The sequence below is a fragment of the Sphingopyxis lindanitolerans genome (assembly GCF_002993885.1).
GTDB lineage: Bacteria > Pseudomonadota > Alphaproteobacteria > Sphingomonadales > Sphingomonadaceae > Sphingopyxis > Sphingopyxis lindanitolerans.
In genome coordinates this window covers 2,136,019-2,150,455 of record NZ_CM009578.1, presented here as the reverse complement: position 1 = coordinate 2,150,455, position 14,437 = coordinate 2,136,019, and the positions used below count along the sequence as shown (strand labels likewise).

Below are 14,437 nucleotides of genomic sequence, written 5' to 3'. Positions count from 1 at the left end.
GCCAGCGGACCATTAGATTCCGCGTCACCACCCCAATTCGGCGTGTGACCCCAAGCGCACAAGCTGCAATGTCTCGCCGTCGGGCTTGCGATAGATCAGCACGAGGTCGGGCTTGACGTGGCAATCCCGATGATCACGCCAGTCGCCGGTAAGCGCATGGTCGCGATGGCGCGGTTCAAGCGGCTCGTCGGTCGCCAGCGCCTCGATGACGGGAATCAGGGCAGCGTCCAGCGTCTTGGCGTGCTGCCCCTTCTTCTCCCGCTTGTAGTCGCGCTTGAATTGCCCGGTGCGCTCAATCGTCCGCATTCAGGTCGGCTATCAGATCGGCAATCGTGGCGGAACGCTTCCCCTTGCCTTCGCGGGCTTCCTTCATCGCGGCAATCGTCGTTTCGTTCGGGGTCAGCGGCTCGAACGGCAACGCCTTGTCGCGGGCAACGCGGGTGAGCATCAGCCGCACGGCATCCGAGACGGTAAGCCCCATCGCCGCCAGCACGGTCGCGGCTTCCTCCTTCACGGCCCCGTCGATACGGGTCTGGACAAGTGCGTTTGCTGCCATCTCGATTTCCTTTCTGCATGACAATGTAATGCAAGAGGTCGCTGAACGCAATGCTGGCGACTGCCGAAAGCGACTATGTTGGCGCATCTACGACTAAGTTGGCTGCGAGCGGCACTGTAGTGCCTCCCCTTTTGCGCGGCGGGGCAAAGCGATACAGCATGGAAATGTGGCGGACGGACTGGGCGTTTTGAAAGGTCCGCCATGTCGTGCGAATCGGAATCGGGCTGGATTCATCCGGCCGCTTCTTCCCACCACAAACCGGGCAATGCCGTGGCTTATTTGTCACGGTCGGCAAAGAAACGTGCAAGAGTAGATCGCAACCTAATACCCTACTCCGTAGTCCGCTGCCGTGCGCCGCAGTATTCCGAAGTGCGCCGCCGTTCGCCGCAGCAACCCCCATTTATACCGCCGTAAGCATCATCTTCACCACATAGCGACCGTGACGCCCTTGCGGGCAGCGTCAAGGTCGCCAATTCTATTCGCAGGGGAGCTTTGTCAACCGCTACCAACCGAAAGTTACCTCAATGTCCAACCCTGAAAGGATCATCCGTCTCAAGACCGTGCTGACCCGCACCGGGCTTTCCCGTTCCACTCTCTATCGCAAGATCGCGGAAGGCAGCTTTCCCCGGCAAATCTCAATCAGCGTCCACGGCACCGGCTGGCATGAGTCCGCCGTGGATCGCTGGATCGCCAACCCCGCCGCCTACCGCGAGGATCGCGCCGAATGACGCAAGGCCGGTTACTCCCCGGCCTTCGCCTTGCGGAACGTGCCCTTGATGACCTTCGCGCCGTCGCGGAGGAAATCGAGATGGTCGGACCAATGCTGCATCATGCGGACGCGCTCGTCCCAATACTCGCCCCGCGTGTAGGCACGGCGCACCGCGTTGTTGTCGCAATGAGCAAGCTGGCGCTCGATGGCATCGGGATGCCATAGGCCCATTTCGTTCAAGAGGGTGGCCGCCATTGCCCGGAAGCCGTGGCCGGTCATTTCGTCCTGGGCGAAGCCCATGCGCCGCAAGGCCGCGTTGATGGTGTTCTCCGACATGGGCCGATCCACCGAACGCAGTGACGGGAAAAGGTAGCTGCTATAGTCCTCGTCATGCTCGATGGTTTCTAGGATCGCCAGCGCCTGCCGGGAAAGCGGGATGCTGTGGACGCGGCGCATCTTGGTCTTATGCGGTGGGATCGTCCAAAGCGCCTTGTCGAAATCGAAGTCGGCCCATTCCGCATAGCGAAGCTCGCCGGGACGGACAAACACATGCGGAAGCAACTGCAACGCCGCCTTGGTGTTCGCAAAGCCGTCGAACGCCTCGATGGCGCGGAGCAAGCCGCCCGCTGCATTGGCGTTGGTGATCGCCGCGCGGTGGACGGGTTGCGGCGCAATCAGCGCGCCGCGAAGGTCCGCCGCCACGTCACGCTCTGCGCGGGCCGTGGCGATGGCATAGCGGAATATCTGGCTGGCCGTGCTGCGAAGCCGCTTCGCTGTCTCGTAGCGGCCTTTGCCCTCCATCTTGCGGAGCATGATAAGAAGCTCCTGAGCGGTGATGGAGGCGACAGGCCGCTTGCCGATGGACTCGTTGATGAAGTCCAGCAACCAGCGCAGTTTCTTCATGGTGACTGCGGAGCGGCCTTCGCGCTCGACCTTCACAAGCCATTCGTCCGCAACGGCCTTAAAGCTGTTGGAAGCCGCGACCGCTGCCGCGATCTTTTCCAGCTTGACCTGCTCGGCGGGATCGTTGCCCTTCGCCAGAATCTTGCGCGCCGCGTCGCGCTGCTCGCGGGCTTCGGCAAGGCCGGTGTCGGGATAGACGCCGAACGCCAGCGTCTTTTGCTTGCCGTGGTGGCGGTAGTTCATGCGCCAGTAGCGGCCACCGTTGGGGGTGACATAGAGGAACAGCCCGTCGCCATCGGTAAGCTTGTAGGGCTTTGCGCGGCCCTTGGCCTTGTTGATCGAAACAACGGTAAGCGCCATGATGGTATCTCCTTTTGGGGGAGGACCGCGCTACCATCAGATATACCATCAAACCGCTGGTATCCGGTGGCACTCGGCCGCTCCGTATGGGATACCTATACCACGAAAAAACCGCAGAAATCAGCCACTTGTGGCATCTTCTGGAACCCTCTGGGAGAGGATTTTGGTGACCCCTACGGGAATCGAACCCGTGTTTCAGCCGTGAGAGGGCCGCGTCCTGACCGCTAGACGAAGGGGCCTTAGGTCGGTTGTCTGAAGAGCGCGAGCCGACCGCTCGCTCCGCCGGCGGTGACCCCTACGAGCGTAGAACTTTTGTGTCAAGAAGGTTCAGGTTGCCCCTAACTACATTGTAAAATCAGCGATTTACCTTGTAAGATGTTCGCGGCCGGATGGCGTGCCGAAGGTCGGGCAACGCATGAAACGTCAGCCCCGCGCGCCCGTGCAGGCGGGGACGGTCAGCGATCGATGGCGCCATGCCCGACGACAGGGGCCGTCCGGCTCTTCAATCGTCGTTGAGCAGGGCCAGTTTCACCCGCGCGATCCCGCTGCGCTGCAGGCCGATTTCGCGCGCCGCCGCCTGGCTGACGTCGATCACGCGCCCGCGGGAGAAGGGCCCGCGATCGTTGATGCGGACGATGACGCTGTCGCCGTTGGACGTGTTGGTGACGCGCACCTTGCTGCCAAAGGGCAGCGACCGATGCGCGGCGGTGAATTGGCTGGGGTCGAAACGCTCGCCGCTCGCGGTGCGGTTGCCGGCGAGTTCACTGCCGTAATAGCTCGCCATTCCGCCATCGATTTCTGTTTCCGCATCGATTCCGATGGCGCTGTCGTCGGCGATTTCCACCTCCTGCGCAGCGGCCGAGACCGTGAGCAGAAGCGGCATGAGCATCGCTGAAAAGGCCCGCATGACACCATCCCCTTTCGGTGGATGCGTCAAAAGCAGCGGTTGCCCGCCAAGGCAAGCCGCCCGCGCCGACCCGAACCCTATCCGCGCCCGGATGTGAAAAAACGCACGGATGCACGCCACGCCACCTTTCGGCGGGCATCGGCGCCGGCCGCATCAACGACTGTTATCCTGCCGTGATCCGCAACCGCGGCGATCAGACGTCGAGGTTGGCGACGCTCAGCGCGTTGGTCTGGATGAATTCGCGCCGCGGCTCGACCTCATCGCCCATCAACTGTTCGAAGATCAGCTTGACGTCGTCGGCCTGGGCGCCGTCGACGCGCAGCAGCGTGCGGTTCGCGGGGTCGAGCGTGGTTTCCCAAAGCTGTTCGGCATTCATTTCGCCCAGCCCCTTGTAGCGGCTGATCGACAGCCCCTTGCGGCTGTGCGCGAAGATCGCGTCGAGCAGTTCGGACGGGCGCGTGATCGGGGTCGCCTTGGCGTTCGAGGCGGCCGGAGCCTCCTCGTCCTCGCCATCGGGGGCTTCGATTTCGACGGTCGCGCCGGTTGCCTTCACCAGGCGGCCGGGGCGCGCATAGGTTTCGGCCTGCTCGCTCGCCAGCGTGTGGAGGCGGCGCGCTTCCTGGCTTGCGAGGAAGGCCGCGTCGACGACATGATGATCGCTGACCCCGCGCCAGCGGCGTTCGAGCGTATAGCCGCCGCCTTCGACCGCCTGCACGGTCCAGACGGCCTCGGCGCCGCCGGTCAGCGCGCGCTCGGCGGCGCCGAGCCAGGTCGCGGCGGTCGCGGCGGCGCTGTGGCGGCCGGCGGTGTCGAGCGCCGGATCGAGCGCGCCGGTAAAGGCGAGCGCCTCGACCAGCCCGTGGTCGAGGCTGCGCGGCACATAGCGCATCAGCGCGCGCAGCCGCCGACCATGTTCGATCAGCGCACGCAGGTCGTTGCCCGATCGCGCGCCGCCCGGCGTTTCGAGCAGCAGCGCGTCGATCCCGGCATCGACGAGATAATTTTCGAGCGCCGCGTCGTCCTTGAGATAGACTTCGCTCCGTCCCTTGGCGACCTTGTAGAGCGGTGGCTGGGCGATGTAGAGATGGCCGCTCTCGATGATCTCGGGCATCTGGCGATAGAAGAAGGTCAGCAGCAGCGTGCGGATATGCGCGCCGTCGACGTCGGCGTCGGTCATGATCACGATCTTGTGATAGCGCAGCTTTTCGAGGTTGAACTCGTCGCGGATGCCGGTGCCGAGCGCCTGGATCAGCGTCCCGACTTCCTTCGACGAAATGATGCGGTCGAAGCGCGCGCGTTCGACGTTCAAAATCTTGCCCTTCAAGGGCAGGATCGCCTGAATGTGACGGTCGCGGCCCTGCTTGGCCGATCCGCCCGCCGAATCGCCCTCGACCAGGAAAAGTTCGCATTTGGTCGGGTCGCGTTCCTGGCAGTCGGCGAGTTTGCCGGGCAGCGAGGCGATATCCATCGCGCCCTTGCGCCGCGTCAGCTCGCGCGCCTTCTTCGCCGCCTCGCGCGCCGCGGCGGCGTCGATGACCTTCTGGATCACCACCTTGGCATAAGCGGGATTTTCCTCGAGCCATTCGGTCATCCGGTCGGCCATCAGGCTTTCGAGCGGCTGGCGCACTTCGCTGCTGACCAGCTTGTCCTTGGTCTGCGAGCTGAATTTGGGGTCGGGCAGCTTGACCGAAACGATCGCGGTCAGCCCTTCGCGCATGTCGTCGCCGGTCAGGCTCACCTTTTCCTTCTTGAGAAGGCCCGATTTGTCGCCATAGCCGTTGATCGTGCGGGTCAGCGCGGCGCGGAACGCCGCCAGATGGGTGCCGCCGTCGCGCTGCGGGATATTGTTGGTGAAACACAGCACATTTTCATAATAGCTGTCGTTCCATTCGAGCGCGACGTCGATGCCGATCCCGTCGCGCTCGCTGCTGATCGCGATCGGATCGGGCAGCAGCGCATTCTTGTTGCGGTCGAGATATTTGACGAACGCCGCGATCCCGCCCTCATAGAACAGGTCGTGGACGACATGCTCGGCGTGGCGCGCATCGACGAGCTTGATCCGCACGCCCGAGTTCAGGAACGCCAGTTCGCGATAGCGATGTTCGAGCTTGTCGAAGTCGAATTCGAGGACGTTCTTGAAGGTCCCGGTCGAGGCCTGGAAGGTCACGCGCGTGCCCTTCTTGCCGGCGGGCGCCGGGCCGTTGACCTTGAGCGGGGCGACCGAATCGCCATGCTCGAAGCGCATCCAATGTTCTTCGCCGTCGCGCCAGATCGTCAGTTCGAGCCATTCGCTGAGCGCGTTGACGACGCTGACGCCGACGCCGTGAAGGCCGCCCGACACCTTATACGCATTATCGTCGCTGGTGTTCTCGAATTTCCCGCCGGCGTGGAGCTGGGTCATGATGACCTCGGCCGCCGAAATGCCCTCCTCGGCATGGATGCCGGTCGGGATGCCGCGGCCATTGTCCTCGACGCTGACCGACCCGTCGCTGTTGAGCGTGATCAGGACGAGGTCGCAATGCCCGGCGAGCGCTTCGTCGATCGCATTGTCGCTGACCTCGAACACCATGTGGTGCAGGCCCGACCCATCGTCGGTGTCGCCGATATACATGCCGGGGCGCTTGCGAACCGCGTCGAGGCCTTTCAGCACCTTGATCGAATCGGCGCCATAGGCGTTTGTGTTGGGCTGCTTGGAGGCGCTTTCGCTCGCGCCATTCTCATGGGGTTCTGTCATAGCGATTATATAGGGTCGAGGGGCGCAAAACCCAAGCGAAAATGCGCCTCTTGGCGTTTTCGGATGGGCCGTTGCGCGCGCGCGGCGCGGCGGCTAGTTTCGGGGCATGAAACACCGTCTCCGGGCCCCCGTCGCCGTCCTCCTCGCCCTTTCGCTCGCCCCCTCGCTCGCGGCGTGCAGCCAGCCCGCGCCCCCCGCCGACAATGCGCCCGCGGTCGCGGGCGAACCGATCGCGACCCGCGCGGTGATGATCGGCACCGAAGGTGCGAGCCTGCCCGCCTGTTCGAGCATCAGTCGCGTCAAGGCCGGCGGCACCGACGTCTATTGGGCGCCGGGCGAAACGCGCGCGGTGAAGGCAAAGCTGGCGGGGGCGATGAAGGTGTCGGTATGCGAGGCAACCGACGACGACGCCTGGTTCGGCATCGTCTTCGCGGGGCCGGGGATCGACGAAGATATGTGCGGCGTCGGCAGGTCGGTGCAAAACGCGCGCGAATATCAGGGACCGTGTCGCTGGGGCTGGATCCGGGGCGGAACGGTGCAACTGGGGGCCTAAAGCCCCAAAAGCCCCGCATGTTCGCGTCCGAATTGTGTCCTTTGGGGCTTTAAGGCGGGGTGCGGGAGACAGGTCCGCGCCAGCAATGATCGACGATTCAAAGAGCCGAGCCTGAAGGTCGCACAGCCGGATAATGTAGGAAAGCGGCCTTTTCGGGCGATCCTCTCTTTGTGAAGGAAGGGGGGGGAATGACGGCTTACCCCCGGCAATCCTCGATCACCCGCCCGATCTCCGACTGCACGGGCAGGGTCAGCGCGCCGCTGCCCGATTCGAGCGCGAAGCGGCCGCGGCTGAAGGCGATGCGGTCGAGCCTGAGGTCGCGGCTCGGCACCGTCGCGGCGCCGCCGTCGAAGCGGATCTGGTCGGTCCCGGCGCTGGTGCGGAGCGCGACAGGGCCGTCGAGCGGCGCGGTCAGGTGGAGCGCGCCACCGGCGCAGCGCAGCGTCAGTAGCGGGCTTGGGCTCCCCGCCTGGACGAAGGTCGCGGAGCGGCTGTCGGCGTCATAGCGCCACGCGCCGGGATTGAGCGCCCGGTCCTCCCACGACTGGCTGGCGGTCGGCAGCGGGGCCGGTGTCGGCGCGGGGCGCGGGGCCGGGGCGGGCGGCGGCGTCTGCGGCGTCGGCACCGCGGTGCAGCCCGCCATGACCAGCGCCATCGCCGCTGCGACCGCATAGGCCGCCTGTTTGCGATCGATCCTCAAAACCCCACCTTTCAAAACTCTGCCTTTCAAAACCCTTGCCAGTCGATCACCTCGTCCAGTTCGACGCGCGGGACCGGCCATTGGTTCACCGCCTGACCATCGTCGGCGTGGCCGATCGCGAGGCCGGTGAACAAGATCTGGTCCGCGCCCAGCCCCAGCGTCTCGCGCACCGTCTGCCCATACATGGCCCAGCATTCCTGCGGACAGCTCGCGAGCCCCTGCTCGACGAGCAGCAGCATCACCGATTGCAGCCACATCCCCATGTCGGACCATTGCGGCGGCCCCATGATGCGCGAGCAATGGAGGAAAAGCATCACCGGTGCGCCGAAACCCCGGTAATTTTCCATGAACCGAGCGAGCCGCGCCGCCTTGTCCTCGCGCGGGATGCCGAGCGAGGCATAGAGCGCTTCGCCGACGCCGAAGCGGCGGCTTTCCCACGGCTCGGTCAGCCCCTTGGGATAGATGTCATATTCGGGCTGATAGCCTTCGCGTCCCAGCGCGATCCGTGCCGCGACGGCAGTCTTGACCCGGTCCCACGGCTCGCCGGTGACCAGTGTCACCTGCCATGGCTGGAGATTGCCGCCCGACGGCGCGCGCTGCGCCGCCGCGAAAATCGATCGCAGCACCGCGGGGTCGACCGGCGCGTCGGTGAAGGCGCGCACCGAGCGGCGGCGGTGGAGCGCGTCCGCAACCGAGGGGGAGAGATTATTCGCTGGCATATTTATCCTCACGTCGCTTGCCGAACAGCAGCCCGCGTTCGAGCCGGGCCTTGAGCTGCCGGTAATAGGAAAGCAGGAAGACGTCATCCTCTTCGGCGACCGGGCGGCCGATCTTGGCGCGGATCGTGTCGGCGACCTCGCGCATCGCACGCGGATCGCGGCCGCGCAGGATGCGCTCGAGCTCCTGAAGCTCATAGATGCCATAGACTGCGAGTTCGGCGTCGGCGAATCGGATCGCCCCGGCCTCCGCCGCCGCCGCGATGTCGCTGTCGAGCTTGACGCGCGCGGCCATCACGACCCAGGTGCCCGCGATCAGGTCGCCCATCCGCATCCGGTCGCGGTTGAAGAGCAGGAACAGGCTGAGCGTCAGCGACCAGATCACCCCCGCGAGGATCGTCCAGCCCGACACCATATCCTCGGCGGCGCCGACCCCGAGCATCATCAGCGGCAGGAACAGTTCGAGCTCGCGGATCAGGTTGCGCGCGACGACCGCGTCGGCGGTCAGCCGCCCGCCGTCGCGCGCGACGACGCGGATTCCCATCATCCTTTTGCCCGGCGTCGCGGCGCGCGAGCTTAGCTCGAAGCCGATGAACCAGAAGGTGCGCAGGATGAAAGCGCCGAGCATCCAGATGACGAAGGTGACATCACGCGGCGTCGCATGCCCGATCCAGTCGACCAGGAGATTGAAGATGAAAAGCGTGACGGTGATCGCGGTCAGGTCGACGATCAGCGCGCCGAGCCGCAACCCCGAACTCGCGATCCGCAGTTGTAGGTCGACGCCTTCGGGGGTCACGAATTCGCGGATTTTCTTTGCCTGCGCCGTGCGCAGCTTGGCATTTTGCGCGGCGGTCATGCGACATCCTCGCGCCGCGGGATATAATAATAGGCAAGCCAGACCAGCAGCATCACCGTGCCGATCGCATAGCGCAGCATCGTGTCGGTGATGAGCTGGCGCCCGAAGCCTTCGAGCACGCCGGCGACGAGCAGCATCAGGATGACGCCGACCATCACCTTGCCCGCGGTCCGGCCCGCGTCGGATGCCGCCTCCAGCCGGCCGCGCGCGCCGGGGAACACCACCGCCGCGCCGATCCGGAGGCCCGCGGCGCCCGACAGCGCGGCGGCGAACAGCTCGGTGGTGCCGTGGATGAACAGCCAGCCGCCGAAATCGACCCCCAGCCCCTTGCCCGCAAACAGCGCGAGCATCGCGCCGAGCCCGATGCCCTGATAATATTCGAGCATCATCGTCGGCACCCCGAAGGCAAAGCCCAACGCGAAGGACAGGATCGAAACCTGGCTGTTGTGGGTGAAGAGATAGGTGGCAAAGACGTGGAGCCCGCTTTGCTGTTCGTCCGCCGCCGCCTCCTTGCCATGGCCGAGGGTCGATCGCAGAAATTCGACGGTCGCATGCGGGTCGCGGCCGCCCGACATTTCTTCGGGGACGAAATTATAATACCATTCGGGGTTGCTCGCGACGAGCGAATAGCTGGTAGCCACGCCGAGCGTGATGATCAGCGCGATGATCAGCGTCTCCTTCCACAGCGCGCGCACCGCGGCGGGCCAGTCGTAGCGGAAGAAGCGGCGGATACGGCTCAACCGCGTTTCGCGCACGCCATAGACGAGGAAATAGCCGCGGATCGACAGCGCCTCAAGATGGTCGAGCAGAGCCTTGTCGAGGCTGGTCGCGCGCGCGATCGACAGCGAAGAGAGCGTCGCGCGATACAGGATCGGGAGCTGGAGCAGTTCGTCGCTGGTCAGCGCCGCCGCGCCCTTTTTTTCGAGCCTGGTCAGCAAGAGGTCGAAGGCGATCCAGTCGGCCTCGCGCTCGGCGCGAAAGCGGCTGGTCGAAAAGCCGGGAAGCTCGGCCGCGCTCACAGGCTGCCGCCGCGTTTGATGCCAAGATAGGCCTCGACCACCGCGGCGCCCATCGCGTCGGCGGGAACCTCGATCACGTCGGCGCCGAGCCGCTGGAGCCGCGCGATCACCAGTTGGCGGTCGCGCAGCATCGCCGCGGCGACGTTCGACCGGGTGACGTCGGCGGCGCTTTCGGGGCGCCTTCGTTCGACCGCCTCGACCTCGTCGTCGCGGATGACGACGAACAGCAGCCGGTGCTTCTGCACCAGCCGCCCCGCGGCGCGGATCATCAGGTCGGCGCTCGTCGCGTCGGTGAATTCGGTGAACAGGATGATCAGCGAGCGGCGGTTGAGCGCGGCGCCGAGACTGCTCAGCGCGAGCGTGAAATTGCTCTCGACCGGCGCATAGTCGATCAGGCTCGCGGCGCGCTGTAACGCCGGGAAATCCTGAACATGCATATAGGCGGGGGTCAGCGCCTGCGGCTTGGCGGCAAAGGAGAAAAGGCTGATGCGGTCGCCAAGCTTCAATCCGGCATAGGCAAGCAGCAGCGCCGCCGACACCGCGCGGTCGACGCGCGGCATCCCGCCGACCGGCTCGGCCATCGTCCGTCCGCCGTCGATCGCGAGGACGACGCGATTGTCGCGCTCGACCCGATATTCCTTGGCGAGCAATTTGACGTGGCGCGCCGAGGCGTTCCAGTCGATCGCGCGCCGATCCATCCCCGGCTGATATTCGGCGAGCGCCTCATATTCGCTGCCTTCGCCGCGAAGATGCTGCTGGCGCAGGCCAAACCAGCTATCGCGCTGGAACAGGCGGCGCCCCTCCTCGGCGACCGAGCGCAGGCTGGGGACGACCGCGATGCTGCGGCCCAGCGCGAAGCGGCGCTGTTTCCAGACGAGGCCGAACGGCCCCGCCCAGCGAATCCACAGCGCTTCGATCAGCGCCTGTCCGCGCCGCGACGCGGCGAGCGGCACGGTGCGGACCAGCGCACCCTCGGCGTCGCTGACGCGCAGCATGTCGCCCGCGAGCCGCCCGCCGGGGGCGAGCCGCTCGTCGAGCGCGAGCGCCATTTCGGCGCGGCGCGGCACCGCCTTGCCGGTCGCCGACAGGCGCAGCGCGAAGGCATCGCCGACCCCGACCTGGTGCGGCGCCTCGGCCGCGAGCGCGAGGCGGCGCGGACTCGCGCCCAGCATCGCGTCGAGCAGCAGGCCGATCAGGATCAGGCCGATCCACGCGGGCGCGACGATCCACAGCCCCGGCCGGATCAACCCGAGCGCCAGCGCCACGGGCGCGCCGAGCAGCAGCAGATAGATGGCGCGGCGGGTGGGATAGATCATGTCAAACCACCCGCCGCTTTCCCGAGCGAAGACGAGCGACTATGCCGAGCGACGTCGAGGCGGCGGTGCGGCTCTCGCTCCGCTCGAACGCGCCCCTCGTCTTCGCTCGGGGAAAGCTCTTTGTGCCGCCGCGCTCGATCACCGCGGCACGTCCTCGCGTTCGACGAGGTCGGCGACGACCTGCTCGACGCTGCGTCCCTCGATCTCGGCGGCGGCCGACAGGATGACGCGGTGGCGTAGCACGCCGGCGGCAAGGCGCTGGACATCGTCGGGAATCACATAGTCGCGCCCCTCGAGCGCTGCCGCGGCGCAGGACGCGCGCGCGAGCAATGTCGCGGCGCGCGGACTCGCCCCGCACTCCAGGTCGGCGCTCGCGCGCGTCGCGCGGATCAGGCGGACGATATAATCGACGATTTCCTCGGCCAGGCGGACGGTCGCGATCGTGTCGATCGCGGCGCCGATCGCCTTGGCGTCGGCGACCCGCGCAACGCCGAAATCGGCGACCGCGGGGCTCTTGAAGCGCCCGCCATGGTCGGCGACGATCCGCCGCTCCTCGGCGGCGTCGGGATAATCGACGACGAGCTTGAACAGGAAGCGGTCGAGCTGCGCCTCGGGCAGCGGATAGACGCCCTGCTGTTCGATCGGATTTTGCGTCGCGAGCACGGTGAAGCGCGGGCTCATCACATGCGCCTCGCCGTTGATCGTCACACGGCGTTCCTGCATCGCCTCGAGCAGCGCCGCCTGCGTCTTGGGCGGGGTGCGGTTGATCTCGTCGGCGAGCAGCAGCTCGGTGAAGATCGGCCCCTTGGTGAGGGTAAAGCTCGACGTCTGGAAATTGAAGAGGTTCGAGCCGAGGATGTCGCCCGGCATCAGGTCGGGGGTGAACTGGATGCGCCCGAAATCGAGCCCCGTCGCGCGCGCGAACGCCTGCGCGAGCAGGGTCTTGGCGGTCCCCGGCGGGCCTTCGAGCAGCACATGCCCGCCCGCGAGCAGCGCGATCGTCACCATGCGGGTCAGCGGCCCCTGGCCGAACACCGCCTTGGCGACCTCGCCCTCGATCGCGGCGCCCAGCGCCTCGACGCTCTCGATATCAGCCGTCACGGAGTAATTCCTTCCTGATGTCACTCAGCGCTTGCGCGCCCTCCAGAAACTCATGTTTGTTGCGCGCGAGCGGCAGGCGCCGCGCGAGCGCGGAGAATGGATCGCCCTCCGCCTTCAGCCGCCGGTCGATCCAGTCGTCGGTCGCCGCCGCGTCGATCCCGGTCGGGGCGTGCAGCCGCCGCGCGATCGCGCTTCTCTGGCTCGCCACATAGGCGGCGGCGCCGTCGAGCTCGCGGCGCGCCTGGCGGACGAGGTCGGCGCTGTTCGCGATCAGCGCCGCCTTCGACACCGCAATCGCGCGGCCGGGCTTCAGCGCCGGGCCGAAGCGCACCCACGCCTGCCACAGCGCGAGCAGCCCCGCCGCGATCAGGCACAAGGTGATGCCGATGAAGGGCGGCACGAACGCGAAGCGGAGCAGCGAGCGCTGGCCGCCGAAGCCGTTCAGCGTCAGGTCGAAGGCGAGGCCGTCGGCATCGGCGTCTTCGCCGATCGCGTCGATCAGCAGCGCTGCGGCGCGTGCCTTGTCGCGCGACGCGAAGGCGAGATTGTCGATCAGGTCGGGATCGGCGAGGATATAGACGTCGCGCTTCTTCGCACGCGCCAGCACCGCGCCGCCGTTCGCGCCCGCGATCAGCGGCTCGATCGCGTCGCCGTCGACGACCTGCGCATCCGCGGGAAGATAGGCCGAAAAGCGCCGCCCTCCGACCTCGGCGGCGATCGCCTGTGCCTTGGCCCCCGGTGCGCGGACGCCGACCTTGCCGAACAAGGGTTCGGGGAGCAGCGCGCCGCTGGGAGCGATCGGAATGCCATTGCTGACCCAGCCCGGCTTCGGGGTCCGGCCGGGAATGCGAAGAGTCTGCCATTTGGGGAGTATGATCAGGACGCGGTCGTTCTGGCGGGCCAGCAGTTCGGCGATCTTCTCGGGCTTGCTATCATGCTTGGGGGTGAGGATCAGCAGCGGTCCCCGCTCTTCGGAGCTCGCGAAATCGACGCGGCGGCGCAGTTCGACATCGGCGCCCGCGCGCTCGGCGAGGTCGACGATCGCGGCATAGCCCGGCGCCGCCTTCGACAGCGCGTGGCCGCCGCCGTCATTGCCGCTCGACAGCTCGGGCGCGAGCGCGACCAGCGCCCACAGCGCGATGAAGGCGACCACGCCGGTCAGGACCAGCCCCGCGATCAGCAGCGGGTTGAAACCATGGCCGGTTTCGCGCGCCCCGCTCATGCCTGCGCCCAATTTTTCGGCACCGTCAGATCGGCATAGGCGCCGCGACATTCCTGCCACGCCTGCTCGTCGATCGATCGCCCGCCGAACAGGCTGATCTCGACCGCGCGCGCGATCCGGCTGAAGGCGCGGCGCGCGACCGCAGGCAGGTCGGCGGCCGCCGCCAGCTCGCGCGAGGTCATCGCGGGGCGGACGAGGCCGGGGCGGCGGCCCGCGATGTCGTCGACGCTGCGATAGAGGAGCAGATGCACCGCCTCGGCAAAGCGCCCGGCGGCGGCGAGCGCGTCGGCGTCGGCGAGCCGCGCGCGCGCGGCGCCCGCCTCGGCCTCCCCGACGCTCTCTTCGGCCGCTTCGGCGCGATGCTTGCGGCCAAAGCGCAGAGTGTCGACCCAATCGGCGAAGACGGGGACGAAATGATAGAGGATGAGCAGAAGCAGCACCGCGGCGCCGATCCACATCAACGGCTTCAGCATCGGCGCCGTCCAGTCGAAGAAATCGCGCAGCCAGGCGAGATTCCATGGCGGATCGCTTTGCGGCGGTGGTGGCGGCGGCGGTGGAAAGCTCGTCTGGATCGTGCCGCCCGCGATCGTCCGGCTATAGCCTGGGCCGACGAGTTCGGGATCGAGGAGCCAGCCCGCGCTTGCGTCGGCAGCCGGGGCCGCGGTCGCGGCCGATGCCTGCGCGATCCACAGCGACATCATGTTGAAATCTCGGCCCCGCCCTGCTCGTTCATCGCGAAGGTGGTAGCGTGATGCGGCGCAGCAAGGCAAGAGATGCTTGCGCGA

The 14,437-nt window shown here is 66.6% G+C and carries 15 protein-coding genes and 1 tRNA gene; 2 read left to right on the top strand and 14 right to left on the bottom strand.

Annotation, left to right across the window (positions count from 1 at the left end):
- Positions 1-24: 24 nt before the first annotated feature.
- Positions 25-306, bottom strand: coding sequence for a type II toxin-antitoxin system YafQ family toxin (locus tag CVO77_RS10375; RefSeq protein WP_105998982.1), 282 nt, complete (start codon positions 304-306; stop codon positions 25-27).
- Entirely contained in the window at positions 293-556 is a 264-nt protein-coding gene (locus CVO77_RS10370) for a type II toxin-antitoxin system RelB/DinJ family antitoxin (protein WP_105998981.1), read from the bottom strand. The genes CVO77_RS10375 and CVO77_RS10370 overlap by 14 nt, the downstream gene beginning before the upstream one ends.
- Before the next feature lie 524 nt (positions 557-1,080).
- Here CVO77_RS10370 and CVO77_RS10365 point away from each other — a divergent pair.
- Positions 1,081-1,284 carry a helix-turn-helix transcriptional regulator gene (locus CVO77_RS10365; protein WP_105998980.1) on the top strand — a complete coding sequence of 68 codons (204 nt, stop codon included), beginning with the start codon at positions 1,081-1,083 and terminating at the stop codon, positions 1,282-1,284.
- A gap of 11 nt (positions 1,285-1,295) precedes the next feature.
- On the opposite strand, the gene CVO77_RS10360 is transcribed toward CVO77_RS10365, so the two are convergent.
- The 4 genes from CVO77_RS10360 to gyrB all read right to left on the bottom strand — a co-directional run bounded on the left by CVO77_RS10360 (position 1,296) and on the right by gyrB (position 6,169).
- A complete protein-coding gene (locus tag CVO77_RS10360) occupies positions 1,296-2,528 on the bottom strand; it encodes a tyrosine-type recombinase/integrase (RefSeq protein ID WP_105998979.1) in 1,233 nt (410 codons plus the stop codon).
- 164 nt (positions 2,529-2,692) lie between these two features.
- Positions 2,693-2,767 (bottom strand) — tRNA-Glu (locus CVO77_RS10355).
- A gap of 263 nt (positions 2,768-3,030) precedes the next feature.
- Positions 3,031-3,435 carry a septal ring lytic transglycosylase RlpA family protein gene (locus tag CVO77_RS10350; RefSeq protein ID WP_105998978.1) on the bottom strand — a complete coding sequence of 135 codons (405 nt, stop codon included), beginning with the start codon at positions 3,433-3,435 and terminating at the stop codon, positions 3,031-3,033.
- 193 nt (positions 3,436-3,628) lie between these two features.
- Positions 3,629-6,169: a DNA topoisomerase (ATP-hydrolyzing) subunit B gene (gene gyrB / locus CVO77_RS10345; RefSeq protein WP_105998977.1), complete on the bottom strand. Its 2,541-nt coding sequence runs from the start codon at positions 6,167-6,169 to the stop codon at positions 3,629-3,631.
- Between the two features lie 106 nt (positions 6,170-6,275).
- Here gyrB and CVO77_RS10340 point away from each other — a divergent pair, with 106 nt between their 5' ends.
- Positions 6,276-6,722 carry a hypothetical protein gene (locus CVO77_RS10340; protein ID WP_105998976.1) on the top strand — a complete coding sequence of 149 codons (447 nt, stop codon included), beginning with the start codon at positions 6,276-6,278 and terminating at the stop codon, positions 6,720-6,722.
- A gap of 196 nt (positions 6,723-6,918) precedes the next feature.
- On the opposite strand, the gene CVO77_RS10335 is transcribed toward CVO77_RS10340, so the two are convergent.
- The 8 genes from CVO77_RS10335 to CVO77_RS10300 form a co-directional block, all read right to left on the bottom strand.
- Positions 6,919-7,422, bottom strand: coding sequence for a hypothetical protein (locus CVO77_RS10335; RefSeq protein WP_242445889.1), 504 nt, complete (start codon positions 7,420-7,422; stop codon positions 6,919-6,921).
- A gap of 26 nt (positions 7,423-7,448) precedes the next feature.
- Complete coding sequence (locus CVO77_RS10330; RefSeq protein ID WP_105998975.1) at positions 7,449-8,141, bottom strand: nitroreductase; 693 nt, start codon at positions 8,139-8,141, stop codon at positions 7,449-7,451.
- Positions 8,128-8,994 (bottom strand): RDD family protein, encoded by an 867-nt coding sequence (locus CVO77_RS10325; protein WP_105998974.1) that lies wholly within the window; start codon positions 8,992-8,994, stop codon positions 8,128-8,130. Before CVO77_RS10325 ends, CVO77_RS10330 begins: the two co-directional genes overlap by 14 nt.
- The gene (locus CVO77_RS10320) at positions 8,991-10,013 is read right to left on the bottom strand and encodes a stage II sporulation protein M (RefSeq protein ID WP_105998973.1); all 1,023 of its coding nucleotides are present in this window, start codon (positions 10,011-10,013) and stop codon (positions 8,991-8,993) included. Before CVO77_RS10320 ends, CVO77_RS10325 begins: the two co-directional genes overlap by 4 nt.
- Entirely contained in the window at positions 10,010-11,329 is a 1,320-nt protein-coding gene (locus CVO77_RS10315; RefSeq protein ID WP_105998972.1) for a DUF58 domain-containing protein, read from the bottom strand. Before CVO77_RS10315 ends, CVO77_RS10320 begins: the two co-directional genes overlap by 4 nt.
- Positions 11,330-11,467: 138 nt before the next feature.
- Complete coding sequence (locus CVO77_RS10310; protein WP_105998971.1) at positions 11,468-12,430, bottom strand: AAA family ATPase; 963 nt, start codon at positions 12,428-12,430, stop codon at positions 11,468-11,470.
- Positions 12,420-13,652: a DUF4350 domain-containing protein gene (locus CVO77_RS10305; RefSeq protein ID WP_105998970.1), complete on the bottom strand. Its 1,233-nt coding sequence runs from the start codon at positions 13,650-13,652 to the stop codon at positions 12,420-12,422. The genes CVO77_RS10310 and CVO77_RS10305 overlap by 11 nt, the downstream gene beginning before the upstream one ends.
- A complete protein-coding gene (locus CVO77_RS10300; RefSeq protein WP_242445888.1) occupies positions 13,649-14,350 on the bottom strand; it encodes a DUF4129 domain-containing protein in 702 nt (233 codons plus the stop codon). Before CVO77_RS10300 ends, CVO77_RS10305 begins: the two co-directional genes overlap by 4 nt.
- Positions 14,351-14,437: the final 87 nt, after the last annotated feature.

Excerpts from the sequence above, each read along its gene's own strand:
- CVO77_RS10375 (WP_105998982.1), bottom strand. The coding sequence starts at position 306 with ATGCGGACGATTGAGCGCACCGGGCAATTCAAGCGCGACTACAAGCGG.
- CVO77_RS10370 (WP_105998981.1), bottom strand. The coding sequence starts at position 556 with ATGGCAGCAAACGCACTTGTCCAGACCCGTATCGACGGGGCCGTGAAG.
- CVO77_RS10365 (WP_105998980.1), top strand. The coding sequence starts at position 1,081 with ATGTCCAACCCTGAAAGGATCATCCGTCTCAAGACCGTGCTGACCCGC.
- CVO77_RS10360 (WP_105998979.1), bottom strand. The coding sequence starts at position 2,528 with ATGGCGCTTACCGTTGTTTCGATCAACAAGGCCAAGGGCCGCGCAAAG.
- CVO77_RS10350 (WP_105998978.1), bottom strand. The coding sequence starts at position 3,435 with ATGCGGGCCTTTTCAGCGATGCTCATGCCGCTTCTGCTCACGGTCTCG.
- gyrB (WP_105998977.1), bottom strand. The coding sequence starts at position 6,169 with ATGACAGAACCCCATGAGAATGGCGCGAGCGAAAGCGCCTCCAAGCAG.
- CVO77_RS10340 (WP_105998976.1), top strand. The coding sequence starts at position 6,276 with ATGAAACACCGTCTCCGGGCCCCCGTCGCCGTCCTCCTCGCCCTTTCG.
- CVO77_RS10330 (WP_105998975.1), bottom strand. The coding sequence starts at position 8,141 with ATGCCAGCGAATAATCTCTCCCCCTCGGTTGCGGACGCGCTCCACCGC.
- CVO77_RS10325 (WP_105998974.1), bottom strand. The coding sequence starts at position 8,994 with ATGACCGCCGCGCAAAATGCCAAGCTGCGCACGGCGCAGGCAAAGAAA.
- CVO77_RS10315 (WP_105998972.1), bottom strand. The coding sequence starts at position 11,329 with ATGATCTATCCCACCCGCCGCGCCATCTATCTGCTGCTGCTCGGCGCG.
- CVO77_RS10305 (WP_105998970.1), bottom strand. The coding sequence starts at position 13,652 with ATGAGCGGGGCGCGCGAAACCGGCCATGGTTTCAACCCGCTGCTGATC.
- CVO77_RS10300 (WP_242445888.1), bottom strand. The coding sequence starts at position 14,350 with ATGTCGCTGTGGATCGCGCAGGCATCGGCCGCGACCGCGGCCCCGGCT.